This window comes from Vibrio diazotrophicus, from assembly GCF_038452265.1.
Lineage (GTDB): Bacteria > Pseudomonadota > Gammaproteobacteria > Enterobacterales > Vibrionaceae > Vibrio > Vibrio diazotrophicus.
This window is the reverse complement of record NZ_CP151842.1, coordinates 2,082,867-2,097,884: the sequence shown is the minus strand read 5'-3', so window position 1 is coordinate 2,097,884 and position 15,018 is coordinate 2,082,867. Positions and strand designations below refer to the sequence as shown.

General features: G+C 46.4%; 12 protein-coding genes. 8 read left to right on the top strand and 4 right to left on the bottom strand.

Annotated elements, in window-relative coordinates; translation table 11 throughout:
- Nucleotides 1-78 precede the first annotated feature (78 nt).
- From AAGA51_RS09575 to nirD, 4 genes are read left to right on the top strand one after another with little or no spacing between them, the layout of a single operon-like run.
- Nucleotides 79-1,047, top strand: a complete 969-nt coding sequence (locus AAGA51_RS09575; RefSeq protein WP_042481891.1) for an ABC transporter permease — start codon at nt 79-81, stop codon at nt 1,045-1,047.
- Nucleotides 1,048-1,059: 12 nt separating this feature from the next.
- Complete coding sequence (locus AAGA51_RS09570; protein ID WP_042481893.1) at nt 1,060-1,887, top strand: ABC transporter ATP-binding protein; 828 nt, start codon at nt 1,060-1,062, stop codon at nt 1,885-1,887.
- Nucleotides 1,888-1,901: 14 nt separating this feature from the next.
- A complete protein-coding gene (gene nirB, locus AAGA51_RS09565) occupies nt 1,902-4,382 on the top strand; it encodes a nitrite reductase large subunit NirB (RefSeq protein ID WP_042482179.1) in 2,481 nt (826 codons plus the stop codon).
- Nucleotides 4,383-4,384: 2 nt separating this feature from the next.
- On the top strand, nt 4,385-4,726 hold the full coding sequence (gene nirD / locus AAGA51_RS09560; RefSeq protein WP_042481895.1) for a nitrite reductase small subunit NirD: 342 nt from the start codon (nt 4,385-4,387) through the stop codon (nt 4,724-4,726).
- A gap of 114 nt (nt 4,727-4,840) precedes the next feature.
- Here nirD and AAGA51_RS09555 read toward each other — a convergent pair whose 3' ends face one another.
- The 3 genes from AAGA51_RS09555 to bioA form a co-directional block, all read right to left on the bottom strand.
- On the bottom strand, nt 4,841-7,978 hold the full coding sequence (locus tag AAGA51_RS09555; RefSeq protein ID WP_042481898.1) for an efflux RND transporter permease subunit: 3,138 nt from the start codon (nt 7,976-7,978) through the stop codon (nt 4,841-4,843).
- Between the two features lie 8 nt (nt 7,979-7,986).
- The gene (locus AAGA51_RS09550) at nt 7,987-9,135 is read right to left on the bottom strand and encodes an efflux RND transporter periplasmic adaptor subunit (RefSeq protein WP_042481900.1); all 1,149 of its coding nucleotides are present in this window, start codon (nt 9,133-9,135) and stop codon (nt 7,987-7,989) included.
- A 285-nt stretch (nt 9,136-9,420) separates the two neighbouring features.
- Nucleotides 9,421-10,710 (bottom strand): adenosylmethionine--8-amino-7-oxononanoate transaminase, encoded by a 1,290-nt coding sequence (gene bioA / locus AAGA51_RS09545; protein ID WP_042481903.1) that lies wholly within the window; start codon nt 10,708-10,710, stop codon nt 9,421-9,423.
- Between the two features lie 200 nt (nt 10,711-10,910).
- Here bioA and bioB point away from each other — a divergent pair, with 200 nt between their 5' ends.
- Genes bioB through bioD form a run of 4 tightly spaced genes read left to right on the top strand, consistent with a single transcriptional unit; the run spans nt 10,911 to nt 14,590 of the window.
- A complete protein-coding gene (gene bioB, locus AAGA51_RS09540; RefSeq protein WP_042481905.1) occupies nt 10,911-11,963 on the top strand; it encodes a biotin synthase BioB in 1,053 nt (350 codons plus the stop codon).
- Nucleotides 11,947-13,101, top strand: coding sequence for an 8-amino-7-oxononanoate synthase (gene bioF, locus AAGA51_RS09535; RefSeq protein WP_042481908.1), 1,155 nt, complete (start codon nt 11,947-11,949; stop codon nt 13,099-13,101). The genes bioB and bioF overlap by 17 nt, the downstream gene beginning before the upstream one ends.
- Nucleotides 13,098-13,901 carry a malonyl-ACP O-methyltransferase BioC gene (bioC, locus tag AAGA51_RS09530; RefSeq protein ID WP_042481910.1) on the top strand — a complete coding sequence of 268 codons (804 nt, stop codon included), beginning with the start codon at nt 13,098-13,100 and terminating at the stop codon, nt 13,899-13,901. Before bioF ends, bioC begins: the two co-directional genes overlap by 4 nt.
- Nucleotides 13,898-14,590 carry a dethiobiotin synthase gene (gene bioD / locus AAGA51_RS09525; RefSeq protein WP_042481913.1) on the top strand — a complete coding sequence of 231 codons (693 nt, stop codon included), beginning with the start codon at nt 13,898-13,900 and terminating at the stop codon, nt 14,588-14,590. The genes bioC and bioD overlap by 4 nt, the downstream gene beginning before the upstream one ends.
- Before the next feature lie 91 nt (nt 14,591-14,681).
- On the opposite strand, the gene AAGA51_RS09520 is transcribed toward bioD, so the two are convergent.
- Nucleotides 14,682-14,855 carry a hypothetical protein gene (locus AAGA51_RS09520; protein ID WP_167828591.1) on the bottom strand — a complete coding sequence of 58 codons (174 nt, stop codon included), beginning with the start codon at nt 14,853-14,855 and terminating at the stop codon, nt 14,682-14,684.
- Nucleotides 14,856-15,018 lie beyond the last annotated feature (163 nt).

Below are 15,018 nucleotides of genomic sequence, written 5' to 3'. Positions count from 1 at the left end.
AGAGTCTCCAAGCAAACAGATATACACGGAAGTTCTAGGGCGACAGACCCTAAAAGACAGATAGCCAAGGAGTTTGCTATGTCGAGCAATGTTATTTCACTGATTCCAAGTCGCACTCAAGTTGTGAGCCAAAGCAAGATGATCTTGTGGCCAATGCTCGGAATCTGCTTTTTTCTTATGTTCTGGCATTTGGCTGCCAAACAGGTAGAGACCTCATTAGGCACCTTGCCGGGTCCAGTTCAAACCTTTACACAGTTCAGCAATTTGGTTGATGAGCACTTTAAGGAACGAGAGAAAGAAGTGGCATTTATTGAGAGGCAAGAAAAACGCAATCAAACCAAATTGGCTAAGAATCCAGACGCAGAAGTGAAGATTCGTCCATACACAGGCAAACCGACCTTTTTTGACCAAATTGGTACCAGTTTAGTCACGGTTTCCGCAGGCTTTTTGCTGGCTTCTGTTATCGCCATTCCGCTTGGCATTGTGTTGGGGCTAAATCAAGGCATGTATCAGGCGTTTAACCCGATTATTCAGTTGCTCAAACCCGTATCACCGCTTGCATGGTTACCTATTGTCACCATGGTGGTGAGTGCGACTTATGTCAGTGATGACCCAAAGTTTGCTAAATCGTTCGTCAACTCACTCTTTACCGTTGCGCTTTGTAGCTTGTGGCCAACGCTTATCAATACTGCGGTGGGTGTGACCAGTGTGGACAAAGACCTGCTCAACGTGAGCAAAGTATTGCGCCTCTCTTGGTGGGCACACATTCGTACTATTGTTTTGCCTTCTGCGATTCCAATGATTTTTACCGGATTACGTTTATCACTGGGTATTGCGTGGATGGTTCTGATTGCGGCTGAAATGCTGGCGCAAAACCCAGGGTTAGGGAAATTCGTTTGGGACGAATTCCAAAACGGTAGCTCAGCATCACTGGGCAGAATTATGGTCGCGGTGTTTGTTATCGGCTTTATTGGTCTGTTATTGGATCGAGGCATGCTCAAACTGCAAAAACGCCTGTCTTGGAACAAACAACAAGAACTTCGCTAAGGGAGAAATATCATGTCAAAAGTATTTTTAGATCTATCACAACTCGGCATGCGTTTCCCGACGCCACAAGGTGAATTTGTGGCACTGAAAAACGTCAATCTGCAAATCCAAAAAGGCGAGTTTATTTCACTAATCGGTCACTCAGGCTGTGGTAAGTCAACCGTGTTAAACCTTGTCGCTGGGCTGCATAACCCAACCGATGGCGGTGTAATTTTGGATGGTCGCGAGGTTGATGGACCGGGACCTGAGCGTGCAGTTGTATTCCAGAACCATTCTCTATTGCCTTGGTTGACCGTGTATCAAAACGTTGAGCTAGCGGTGAAACAAATCGCCAAAGGTAAATCGAAAAGTTGGATTAAAGAGCAGGTGGAACACTACCTGAATTTGATTCAAATGGATCATGCAGCAGATAAAAAGCCGGATGAAATTTCAGGTGGTATGAAGCAGCGCGTTGGTATTGCTCGTGCACTGGCGTTGCAACCGAAAGTGTTGTTGATGGATGAGCCGTTTGGTGCACTGGATGCATTGACTCGTGCACGTTTGCAAGACGCAACAATGAAGATTCAGGCAGAGCTGAATAACACTGTCATCATGATTACTCACGATGTGGATGAAGCTGTATTGCTGTCAGACAAAATCGTCATGATGACCAATGGCCCCGCGGCCACGGTGGGCGAAGTTCTTGAGATTGATCTACCAAGACCACGTGACCGAGTCGCGTTGGCAGACAACCCGACGTATCAAAAATATCGTCAATCGGTACTGCGCTTTTTGTATGAAAAGCAAACCAAAACTGAAGCAGCTCAGAAAGTCGCTGCTCCTATGGCAAAAACGGCTTAAGGAAGAGTCTCATGATGGAACATATCGTTATTGTCGGCAACGGAATGGTTGGGCATCACCTTGTTGCGAGATTGGTTGAGCAGCAAGCTCATTTAGAAAAACGTATTACTGTGATTGGTGAAGAGCGGTTTATCGCCTATGACCGTGTACAACTCTCTTCTCTGTTTTCAGGTAAGTCCCATGAAGACTTAATGCTAAGCAGTGAAGAGTGGTATCAAAAACACGGCATCAATCTGATTTTAGGCAGTGAAGTGACGGCGATTAACCGCGTTCAAAAGAGCATTATTTTAGACGGTGATGATGTTCTGGGTTACGACACGCTTGTGTTAGCCACGGGTTCGTACCCGTTTGTTCCGCCAGTGCCGGGCCATGAGCGTGACGGTATTTTTGTCTATCGAACTTTGGATGATCTGTCTTCGATTCGCAACGCTTGTGATAAAGCAAAAACGGGCGCGGTGATTGGCGGTGGTTTGCTGGGCTTAGAAGCCGCAAACGCGTTGCGTCTTTTGGGTGTGGAAACGCATGTCATCGAATTCGCGCCCCGCTTAATGCCAGTGCAGTTGGATGATGGTGCGGGTACGATTCTTAAAGAGAAAATCGAAAAGCTCGGCTTAACCGTTCATACATCCACTGCGACAGAAAAAATTATTGATGGTGAAACAGCAAAACACCGTATGGTGTTTAAAGATGCAGAACCTTTGGAAGTGGACGTGATTGTCTTTTCGGCAGGTATCCGCCCGCAAGATGCACTGGCTCGCCAATGTGGATTAGAAATCGGTGAACGTGGCGGTATCGTGATTAATGATAGTTGCCAAACCAGCAATGCAAACATCTACGCCATTGGTGAGTGTGCATTATGGCAACAACGCATCTTTGGCTTGGTTGCTCCGGGGTATGCAATGGCTCGTGCGGTTGCTGGTCAAATTATGGGGCAGGGCGGCGATTTCACTGGTGCAGATATGAGTACCAAGTTGAAGCTGTTGGGTGTGGATGTGGCATCTATCGGTGACGCGCAAATGCAAACGGAAGGCGCTCAAGAGCTTGTTTTGCAAGACACCTGCACTGGCAGTTATAAAAAGCTGGTGGTTGATCAAAGTGGTACTCAGCTTTTAGGTGCCATTCTTGTTGGTGATAACTCTGACTACGATGCGTTGCTGCAAGCTTATTTAAACAAAACGGTATTGCCGGAACATCCTGCTTATCTGCTGTTTGATACCTCTTCGCTCAGTGGTGAAGTCTCTGATGACACCATGATCTGTTCTTGCCATAACGTGACGAAAGGTGCGCTGGTTAAAGCCATTCATGCAGGTGCGGTAGAGTTGAATGATCTCAAAGCAGCAACCAAAGCGGGTACTGGCTGTGGTGGTTGTTCTAGCATGGTGAAATCGGTTCTCGATGCAGAGCTGGTGGCGATGGGTATGGAAGTGAACAACCACGTTTGCGAGCACTTTGAATATTCACGCCAAGAGCTGTTCCATATTTGTCAGGTTGAAGAGATTAAAGATTTCGATACCTTACTGGAAAAACATGGTCATGGTTTAGGTTGTGATTTATGTAAGCCAACTGCGGCGTCAATTTTCGCTTCGCTATGGAACGAACATATTATGGAGCCGCAACTCAGTCGTTTGCAGGACACCAATGATGCTTTCATGGCAAACATCCAGAAAGACGGTTCTTACTCGATTGTTCCTCGTGTACCGGGCGGAGAAATTACACCGGACAAACTGATTGTGCTGGGGGAAGTGGCTAAGAAGTATGACCTTTACACCAAGATCACTGGTGGACAGAGGGTCGATCTGTTTGGCGCGCAAATGGAACAGTTACCTGAAATCTGGCGTGAACTGATCAATGCTGGTTTTGAAACGGGGCATGCCTACGGCAAGTCTCTGCGTACTGTGAAATCTTGCGTCGGTTCTACTTGGTGTCGCTATGGTGTGGATGACTCGGTAGGCTTGGCGATAGAACTGGAAAACCGCTACAAAGGTTTACGTTCACCACACAAACTCAAATTCGCCGTATCGGGTTGTACTCGTGAATGTGCTGAAGCACAAAGCAAAGACATTGGTGTGATTGCCACTGAAAACGGCTGGAACCTTTACGTTTGTGGTAATGGTGGTATGCGCCCTCGTCACGCCGATTTACTGGCATCCGACCTTTCAAAAGAGCAGCTGATTGCACTGATTGACCGCGTACTCATGTTCTATGTGCGCACCGCAGATAAACTGCAACGTACGTCAGTATGGCTGGAGAATTTAGAGGGCGGATTAGACTATCTGAAACAAGTCGTGATTGAAGACTCACTAGAGTTGTGTGAACAGTTAGAGCAGCAGATGTCGCATGTCATTAATTCTTATCAGTGTGAATGGAAGAGCACGGTTGAATCGGAAGAGAAACTGCGTAAATTCCGCCCGTTTATTAACCACCAAGAAGGAAGCATGGCGCTGCCTTATCAACGTATACGCGAACAGCGTATCCCAGTAGTTCAGGAGCTTTAATTATGATGGAACGTATTTGTAGACTGGATGAACTGATGCCTTTGCAAGGTTGCGGAGCGTTAATTGGGGGTGAGCAGGTCGCACTGTTCTTAGTTCCTCATACCGAACAGAAAGTGTTTGCGGTGCAGAACTGGGATCCGATTGGTCAGGCGAATGTGATCAGTCGCGGTATCGTCGGTGATGTGAAAGGTGAGATTTGTGTTGCCTCACCACTATATAAACAACACTTTAAACTCGAAACGGGCGAATGTGTTGAGAAGCCAGAATTCCAGCTAAAAACATGGTCTGTTTATATCGATGATGGGGAAGTGTATCTGGCAAATTCAAACGTTGCAGCGGCCTAAATACCAGTGACTAGCGAATGGTTGGACGCCTTGAATAGAGAGCGTTTAATCGCCGATATAGGTGGCATATAGATAAGATAAGGGCGTCTTACACAGGTAAGACGCCCTTATTATTTAATGTTTGTCGTCAACAATAACGGCAGGTTTTTTCTTAAACTTCTCACGCAGCGTCTGCATCATCACGAAGAACACTGGGGTGAGTAGCGTGCCAACAAAGGTTGACAAGATCATGCCCCCAAACACAGCGAAACCGAGGGAATGGCGTGATGCCGCACCCGCGCCAGATGCGATCACCAGTGGGAATACCCCCCAAATGAATGCAAACGCGGTCATCTGCACCGCTCGGAAACGGATTCGAGCCGCTTCCATCGCCGCCTCAAGGATTGATAGCCCTCTGTTTTCGCGCAGAACCTTAGCGAACTCAACAATCAAAATCGCTACCTTGGCGGACATACCTATCAGTATCACCACACCTATCTGTACATAAAGGTCGAACGCTTGACCTGCCATGATCAATGCCGCAACTGCACCTAATACTGCAATTGGCACTGCCATCATTACCGCTGCTGGAATAGTCCAACTCTCATACTGAGCAACCAAGAACAGGTAGGTGAAGATCAAAGAGAGTGCAAAGGCAATCGGTGCCATGTTGCCGGCTTTCAATTCTTGATACGTCATACCCGACCATTCGTACGAATAGCCGCTTGGCAGTTCTTCAGCAGCCAGTTTCTCAATCGCTTTAACCACATCGCCGGAACTGAAGCCTGCGGCTGGCGCACCATTGACGGTTGCTGCACTGAACATGTTGTAGTTTGAAAGCGTATCCGGGCCAAAAATCGGTTTGATTTTTATCAGTGTACCTAGTGGCACCATGTTTCCTGACGCACTGCGAACATAGAGACGACCGATATCATCAATGTTGTCGCGATATTGTTGTTCTGCCTGAACTTTTACCTGATATGAACGACCAAATTTATTGAAATCGGAAATATAGGCCCCGCCCAGTTGTGATTGTAAGGTGGAGAATATTTCGCTCAATGGCACGCCCAGTGAGATGGCTTTATCACGGTCGACATCAATAAAACGCTGCGGAATATTGGCACGGAAGATTGAGAATGCTCTCGCTACTTCTGGCAGCTGGTTTATTTTTGCTACGAAATCCGCGGTAGTGCTTGCCAGTTCTTGAGGAGAACGACCCAAGTTGTCCTGCAATATCAAGTTGAAGCCATCCACCGCGCCCATGCCTTTAATCGCAGGAGTCGCAAACACAAATGACGCTGCGTCTGGGTTAGCATTGAGCATCTGTCCCACTTTTTGCATCAGAACACGTTGATGTAAAGATGGATCTTTACGTTTGCTCCAGTTATCCAGTTTGATGATCAACATACCTGAGTTGGGGATCGCAGCCATGTTAATCACCGAGAAGCCCGCTACAGAAACCACATTTTCTACGCCGTCGAGCTGGCGCAGCTCATTCACGTATTTTTCCATCAATGGCGCTGTACGTTGCAAAGCGGCTGCGTCAGGCAAGCGCATTTCCACCATAAATACGCCTTTGTCTTCGTTAGGAACGAAAGCAGAAGGGATCTGCATAAAGCTAAAGGCCAGCGTGGCAATTAAAGCGCCATAAATCGCTATGCTCAGCAACATACGTTGACCAAGAAAGCCCACAAGTCCTCGGTATTTCGACGTAATCGCTTCAAAACCACGGTTAAATGCACGCAGCGGAGCGATAGGCGTCGAATGCTCCGACTTCAACATCAAAGCACACAGTGCAGGTGTCAGAGTTAGTGCGTTCACGGCCGAAATCAGTACCGACACACAAATGGTCACGGCGAACTGGTTAAACATTTTTCCTGAAATTCCCGGTAGCAAGGCAACCGGAACAAATACAGCAAGAAGGATCAGAGTCGTCGCCAGTACAGGCCCCGTAACTTCTTTCATTGCTTGGATAGTGGCGGGAATAGGATCTAGGTGCTCTTCATGTATGACCCTTTCCACGTTTTCGACCACGATGATGGCGTCATCCACCACGATACCGATAGCGAGAATCAGACCAAATAACGAAATGGTATTGATGGTCATACCCATAACGCCCATTACCGCAAAGGTCGCAATGATAGAGACCGGAATCGCCAGCGTTGGGATAATGGTTGCACGCCAGTTTTGCAGGAACACGTACACCACTAATGTCACCAGCAACACGGCTATAATCAGCGTCTCATAAACTTCATCGATCGATGTTTCTACGTACTCGGTTGAGTCGTAGGCAATGTCATACACGAGGTCATCAGGGAATGAACGCTCATACTGTTTCATTGCTTCTTTGATACGTTCCATTACCTCCAACGCATTGGCAGTCGGTAACTGATAGAGTGCAAGTACAGCCGCTGGCTCGTTATTCATTCGGCCATCGGCTTCATAGCCCTGAGCGCCGACTTCAATACGTGCCACGTCTTTTAGACGGATTAATGAACCATTCGCATTGGCTTTAACAACGATGTTTTCAAATTCTTCTGCGGTTTGTAATCGCCCTTTAACCTGTAAAACATACTGATGTTGTTGTTCGTCTGGAGCAGGCATACCACCAATTTTACCGGCTGCTACCTGTACGTTCTGTGTTTTGATTGCTCCAATCACATCCGATGCCGACAGCTTTAGTGACGCCAGTTTATTGGGTTGCAGCCAAACACGCATCGAATAGTCTTTTTTACCCAACAGGGTAATATCACTCATCCCTTCAATACGTTTTAAGCGTTCAACGATATTCAGGTCAGCGTAGTTGGAAAGGTAGATACTGTCGTGTGTCTGCTTCGGTGAACGCAAAGTGATAACGCCAAGCATATCGGAAGATTTCTTACGAACAGTAACACCGATTTGGTTAACTTCTTGCGGCAGAGAGGAAGACGCTTGAGAGACAAGGTTGTTGACTCGAACTTGCGCCATATCGCCATCTGCGCCAACTCGAAAGTAGACGCGCAAGGTATATGAACCGTCATTACCGATAACGGAAGACATGTAGATCATGTCTTCAACCCCGTTCACCTTCGCCTCAACTGGCTGAGCAACGGTTTTTTTCACCACATCAGCACTTGCACCGGGATACATAGTACTGACGGTAATCACGGTAGGCGAAATTTGTGGATATTCAGAAACTGGCAATACTTTCAGAGCAATAAGCCCCATTAGTGTCATCGCCAGCGAAATAACCAGTGCAAACTTAGGTCGATAGATAAAAAATTTACTTAACATAATTATGCCTAACTCGCTTTATTCGCTGGAACGGTGATATCGTTGGCTTGTACTTTCATACCGACACGAACTTTCTGTAATCCTTTCACAATCACTTTTTCGTTTTCAGCTAGTCCGGCGGTTACCGCTTTATTGGTTCCGTATGTTTGCCCTAAGTCGATTTCACGACGCGCCACGACATTGTCGCTGTTTACCACCATGACGTAGTCACCAGATTGGTCTTGCTGCACTGATGCTGCAGGGACGAGTAACCCTTCGATGGTTTTGCCTTTCAGGCTAATGGTTAAGTTGCCGTACTCACCCGGCATCAGTGAGTATTTGGTATTGGCAAAGGTAGCTTCGGCTTGAATTGAACCTGTATCAAGGTCGATTTTGTTGCCTACTGCGTAAATTTTACCGTCTGCGGGGTATTCACTGCCGTCAGATAAATTTAGGTCTAAGTCCACATCGAGTTTGCCGTCTTCAGCTCTTACTGCATCGACAACATTGCGTATGCGTCGATAAAGTTTTTCATCAATATTGAATCGAAAGTGGATGGGATCGATTTGTGTTAGGGAGACTAAAGGTTTTAACTGCAATGTTGTGATGCGGTCACCCACACGATAGTTGCTAAATCCGACACGACCTGAAAAAGGAGCGCGGATGGTTGAAAATTCAAGGTCTAGCTGCGATGAAAGTAACGAGGCTTCCGCACCTTTCACAGAGGCTGTTGCTGTCGCCAGTTTAGCGATGGCATCATCGTACTGTTGTTCACTGATGCTCTTGTCTTTAATCAGCTTCTTCGCTCTGTCTGCTTCGCGGTTAGCAAGAGAGAGTTCTGCCTGCGCTTTTTGTAATGAAGCTTTCGCGTATGCGAGTGCAGCTTTATATGGACGAGGATCGATTTGGAACAATACCTGATCTTTTTCCACCATATCGCCATCTTTAAAGTGAACTTCAGTCAGTTCACCATTCACTCTTGGCATAATATCGATGTCATTTTCTGCGACCGTTCTGCCAATAAAAGAATGGTAAGGCGTAATTTCCGAAGTCTGCATTGTCACCGTTTCGACGATAGGCGCGGCAACTTGCTGTTTTTGTGTGACGTCCTTACAGCCCAATAGAAGTAGGGAAACAATAGCTGTAGAAGTTAGGACATACTTGTTGTCGAATCTCATTATTAGGACCTGTAGGTTTGATGGTTATTCTCTTAACGCAGCTTTTTGCTGTCATTGGATGAGCCTGTTTTGAATAGACAACGGGGTTAACTTCCGTCTTAGCGATGAGTCGTTCAACGCTAAGTCAGAAGCTTTTGCTTTTTATTGTTTTCGCGAATCGAGTTTGTAATAGAAAGTTACAATTCGCTTTGGGGCAATATTAAAGAAAAGGAGGGGTTAGAAATGTCCGATAATGTTCAGTTTTGCAATTTCGTCAGGAAAACCGTACTTGCCAATTTGGAAAGTTTAATTCTCATTTCGGGTAAAACAGGCTGGCTCCAGCAATGCTGCTTTAATGGCGTTAAGCAGTTTGTGCAGGTGTTCAGGCTGGCTAATGTATGGTGGCATAATGTAAATCAAGCGGCCAAATGGACGAATCCATACACCAATCTCAACAAACAGAGCCTGAATATTCTCCATGTGGACAGGATGATGGGTTTCAATAACTCCTATAGCGCCTAAATAGCGAACCTGTTTCACTTCAGAGTACGACTCAAACTGCACCAGTTCCTCGGCAAAGAAAGCCTCAATCTGTTTAACCTGCTTTTGCCATTGTTCCGTGGCAATGATGTCTAAGCTGGCTGAAGCTACAGCGCAAGCGAGCGGGTTACCCATAAACGTTGGGCCATGCATAAAGCAACCTGCTTCACCGCCACAAACCGTATCGGCAACTTTTTGCGTGGTCAGAGTGGCAGAAAGAGTCATATAGCCACCAGTTAATGCTTTGCCTACACAGAGAATGTCTGGCTGTACATCGGCGTGTTCACAGGCAAACAATTTGCCCGTTCTGCCAAATCCGGTCGCGATTTCATCCAATATCAACAGCAGGTTGAATTCATCACAAAGCTGTCGAACTTGGCGCAAAAATTCTGGGTGATAGATACGCATCCCGCCGGCACCTTGCACGATTGGTTCAAGTATCACAGCGGCTATTTGCTGGTGATGTTGGATCAGCTTATGACGAAAATCTTCAATATCGGACTCATCCCACTCTTGCCAAAAGTTGCCTTGTGGTGAATTTGCGAAGATGTGCTCAGGAAGAAAGCCTTTATAAAGGCTGTGCATGGAGTTGTCAGGGTCAGTCACCGACATCGCAGCAAAGGTATCACCATGATATCCGTGGCGTAGTGTCAGGAATTTTGAGCGGCTTTCCCCTTTGGCGTGCCAATACTGCAACGCCATTTTCAGGCTGACTTCCACAGCAACAGATCCAGAATCTGCCAGAAATACTTGCTGCAAATTACTTGGAGCAAGTGAAAGGAGTTTTTTACACACATCAATTGCTGGCTGGTGGGTTATCCCGCCAAACATCACATGAGACATCTTATCGATCTGCTGATGCGCCGCCTGATTGAGCAGAGGGTGGTTGTAACCGTGTATCGCTGACCACCAGGAAGACATGCCATCAACCAGCTGATCTCCTTGCTCTAAATAGAGATGAACACCTTCTGCATGTGTCACGGGGTAGCAGGTCAGAGGTGCCAGGGTTGAAGTGTAAGGATGCCATATATGCTGGCGATCAAAGGTTAAGTCCATTCTAAACTCACAATTAAAATGATTAAAAAACAACCTAATGTAAACCTTGTTAGATCTATTGTGTTGACAGTTTATCGCGTGTCGTTAGACTAACCAAGCATAAATGCCTAGAAGCGTTCGGTTTTTGATCGGCGAGTTAAGCGAGATAAGAGCCCTCAGTGAGAAAGGCACAGAACAATAATTATCAATAAGGATTACACGTGGAAATTCGTCACAACTGGACAGTGTCTGAAGTAAAAACACTGCTTGAAAAACCTTTTATGGATCTGCTTTTCGAAGCTCAGTTGGTTCATCGTCAGTACCAGCCTCACAACCATGTTCAAGTGAGTACCTTGTTGTCGATCAAAACCGGCGCTTGCCCTGAAGACTGCAAATATTGTCCTCAAAGCGCGCATTATCGTACCGATGTGGAGAAAGAACGCTTAATGGAAGTTGAGCGAGTACTTGATGCCGCGCAGAAAGCGAAAAATTCAGGTTCAACACGTTTCTGTATGGGTGCCGCGTGGAAAAACCCGAAAAGTAGAGATATGCCATATCTTAAAGAGATGATTTCAGGTGTGAAAAATATGGGTCTGGAGACCTGTATGACGCTGGGAATGTTGAATGCAGAACAAGCGAGTGAACTGGCTGAAGCTGGCTTGGATTATTACAACCACAACCTTGATACCTCACCTGAATATTACGGAAACATCATAACAACCCGTACTTATCAGGATCGATTAGATACGCTCTCTCACGTGCGCGAAGCAGGGATGAAAATCTGCTCCGGTGGCATTATTGGTATGGGCGAAAGCACAAACGACCGCGCGGGTTTGCTTGTTGAACTGGCTAACTTATCGGTTCACCCTGAAAGTGTGCCAATTAACATGCTGGTGAAAGTAAAAGGTACGCCGCTGGAAGAGGTTGAAGATGTTGAACCGTTTGACTTTATTCGTTTGATCGCGGTCGCTCGCATCATGATGCCTAAGTCTGCGGTGCGTTTATCGGCAGGGCGCGAAAAAATGAACGAGCAGATGCAGGCGCTGTGTTTTATGGCGGGCGCAAACTCAATCTTCTACGGTTGCAAGTTATTAACCACACCAAACCCAGCAGAAGACAGCGATATGTTGTTGTTTAAAAAGCTTGGAATTAACAGCCAGCAAGTAGCGCAGAAACCGGATGAAATCGCTGAGAATGAGCTTCTTGATCGCGTAGTAGAACGCGTTGCCTCTCGTCCAACTGCAGACGATTTATTCTATGACGCAACAGTTTAGATCTCGCGTTCAAGGGGCATTGCTCGAACGGGAAAATCTCGGTTTAACTCGCTCGCTTCAGGTGCTAGAAGGCGGAAATCAGGTCTCAACTCAGTGTGGTGACACTGAGTTTATCAACTTCTCCAGCAATGACTATCTGGGGCTTGCCAGTGATAAAGCGTTGACGAGTGCGTGGCAAGTCGGACTGGATATTTATGGCGCAGGAAGTGGTGCTTCTCCTCTGGTGACAGGGTTCTCAGCAGCGCATGCCAGTTTGGAGAGCTCGCTATGTGAGTGGCTGGGCTTTGATCGAGCAGTATTGTTTGGTTCTGGCTTCAGTGCTAATCAGGCGTTGCTTTTTACTCTGATGCACAAAGAAGATCTGCTACTACAAGATAAGCTAAATCATGCTTCATTAATGGAAGCTGGGATGCTTTGCCAAGCAGCAATGAAGCGCTTTAAGCACAACGATCTCCAACACCTATCTCAACTGCTCTCTGGTGACCAAAATGCGTTGGTGGTGACGGAAGGCGTCTTTAGTATGGATGGCGACAGCTCTCCATTGAAAGAAATTCATCAACTAACACGAAACAATGCTTGGTTGATGGTCGATGATGCTCATGGTGTGGGCGTTTTAGGCGAAGATGGAGCCGGTAGTTGCAATGCGGCGGGTATTCATCCCGAGATACTGGTAGTGACGTTCGGCAAAGCATTTGGACTCTCGGGCGCGGCTATTCTGTGTAGTGAAGAAATGGGGAACTATCTGACTCAGTTCGCACGACATCATGTTTATTCGACAGCTATCCCTCCAGCGCAGGCTTATGCCATTACTCACGCCGTTGGCATGATTCAGACTCAGCATTGGCGACGCGAAAAGCTTCATGAGCTGTCTCAGGTTTATGATGAACTATTGCAGTCAGCTGACGACTATGTCGCGACATCTACACCGATCAAACCTTTTATTTTGGGTAAATCTCAACAGGCACTTAACGTTGCGCGACAACTTAAAGATAAGGGCTTTTGGATGACAGCTATTCGCCCGCCAACGGTTCCTGAAGGCTCAGCTCGATTACGTATCACGCTGACGGCCAATCACAGTATCGAAGATATCACGGCGTTAGCCAACGCTTTATCTCAGTGTATGGAGTCAAACAAATGAGTGAACTTGCCTTACACTCAGAGATTGAAAGCAAAGATAAATCTGCTATTTCAAGCGCCTTTAGCAAAGCCGCCGCGACCTATGATAAACACGCGGCATTTCAGCGCGATGTTGGTCATCGCTTATTAAAGCAGCTACCCGCAGATTTATCTGGGCTTCGGGTTCTCGATTTGGGCTGCGGGACGGGTTACTTTTCACAACAACTTAAGCAGCTAGGGGCGAATGTGGTGTGCGCCGATCTCTCTCCGGCTATGCTTGAGCAGGCGAGAGAGCGTTGTGGTGAGGATTCGGTCACGTATGTTCATGCCGATGCGGAAGAACTGCCTTTTCCTTCTGGCGAGTTTGATATTGTTTTTTCAAGTCTGGCTCTTCAGTGGTGTGATGATTTATCTACGCCTCTGGCGGAAATACGACGAGTACTCAAACCATTAGGTCGTGGTTACTTTTCTACGTTGCTTGATGGCTCCTTGGCTGAGCTTAAGCAGTCATGGCGGAAAATTGATTCTCATCAACATGTTAATGAGTTCATCTCTTTCAATCAGGTAAAAGTTGCGTTAGCGCAAGCCGAGATTCCTAAGCATCACTTAAACTTGGCCGAGATGATTGTTTGGTATGACAGCGCTTTTGAGCTTATGCGCGATCTAAAGGGCATCGGGGCGAACCATATCCATTCAAGATCTCAGGGGTTGACGGGAAGACGGGCACTGATTCAAGTAGAGCGGGCCTATGAACGATTTCGAAGTCAGCAAGGTTCTTTACCTGCAACGTATCAGGTTTGTTTAGGGGTAATTTATCGATGATAAATGCATTATTTATTGCGGGTACGGACACCGATGTTGGTAAAACAGTGGCTTCAAAAGCGATACTGCAAGCGATTGCCAATAAGGGATTTACAACAATTGGCTATAAACCAGTAGCGGCGGGTTGTGAGAGAACGGAGCAAGGTTTACGAAACTCTGACGCTCTTCATCTCATGAAAGTAGCGACACAAGAAATGCCGTATGACGACGTCAATCCATATGCGCTAGAATTGCCTGCATCGCCACACATTGCAGCTAAACACGAGAATCTGACAATTGATTACAAGGTATTGAGTGACAAACTGGCTTACCTGAAAACAAAAGCGGATACCGTATTGATTGAAGGTGCAGGTGGCTGGCGAGTGCCTGTCTCTGACACAGATTGTTTATCGTCTTGGGTCAAACAAGAGAAACTACCCGTTGTATTAGTGGTGGGTGTGAAACTTGGCTGTTTAAGTCACGCTCTGCTTACGGCGGAAAGTATTGAAGCAGATGGTTTGACGATTGTTGGGTGGGTAGCAAACCGTATTAACCCGGGCACCGAGCACTACGCTGAAATTATTGAGGTGTTGGAATCTCGTATCCGTGCGCCGAAACTTGGCGAAATCCCATATATTCCAAGCGCTAAACGCACTGAACTTGGAAAGTACATCAATCTTGAACCTTTAATGGAAAAGGAGCTCGCGTAGTCGGGTTCTAAACCAAGTATCCTGAGATAGCTTGGGGACAGACAAAACAAAAGGGCTGCAGATTATGCAGCCCTTTTTAAAATCTGTTTGATTACACTTCTTTGTTCAAACCAAGCATAGCGAATGCTTGTTGAGTTTCAGCGATATGTTGTTGCACAGATTGTTCTTGACCAATACCCAGTTGCAACTTCGCTTCTTCTTCAGTTAAGCCTAAATGGCAGCGGAGTAGGTCGATTGCCATTTTATAACTTTGAGCTTCAGCCATGATGATATCCTTCGTTATGATGTCTCTCTCACTGCTCGGAATTTAATCTCTTTCGACCTGTGCCTCAATACGACAAAAGTCTAACTCTACAGAGATCGGATCTGTTTACATTATAGCCACATAATTGACATTAAATGTTTCAATTTAACACTTAACCTTGTTT

Bases quoted from the DNA above. Each gene is read 5' to 3' on its own strand.
- AAGA51_RS09520 (WP_167828591.1), bottom strand. From the start codon at position 14,855: ATGGCTGAAGCTCAAAGTTATAAAATGGCAATCGACCTACTCCGCTGC.
- nirB (WP_042482179.1), top strand. From the start codon at position 1,902: ATGGAACATATCGTTATTGTCGGCAACGGAATGGTTGGGCATCACCTT.
- AAGA51_RS09555 (WP_042481898.1), bottom strand. From the start codon at position 7,978: ATGTTAAGTAAATTTTTTATCTATCGACCTAAGTTTGCACTGGTTATT.
- bioD (WP_042481913.1), top strand. From the start codon at position 13,898: ATGATAAATGCATTATTTATTGCGGGTACGGACACCGATGTTGGTAAA.
- nirD (WP_042481895.1), top strand. From the start codon at position 4,385: ATGATGGAACGTATTTGTAGACTGGATGAACTGATGCCTTTGCAAGGT.
- AAGA51_RS09570 (WP_042481893.1), top strand. From the start codon at position 1,060: ATGTCAAAAGTATTTTTAGATCTATCACAACTCGGCATGCGTTTCCCG.
- bioF (WP_042481908.1), top strand. From the start codon at position 11,947: ATGACGCAACAGTTTAGATCTCGCGTTCAAGGGGCATTGCTCGAACGG.
- bioC (WP_042481910.1), top strand. From the start codon at position 13,098: ATGAGTGAACTTGCCTTACACTCAGAGATTGAAAGCAAAGATAAATCT.
- AAGA51_RS09575 (WP_042481891.1), top strand. From the start codon at position 79: ATGTCGAGCAATGTTATTTCACTGATTCCAAGTCGCACTCAAGTTGTG.
- AAGA51_RS09550 (WP_042481900.1), bottom strand. From the start codon at position 9,135: ATGAGATTCGACAACAAGTATGTCCTAACTTCTACAGCTATTGTTTCC.
- bioA (WP_042481903.1), bottom strand. From the start codon at position 10,710: ATGGACTTAACCTTTGATCGCCAGCATATATGGCATCCTTACACTTCA.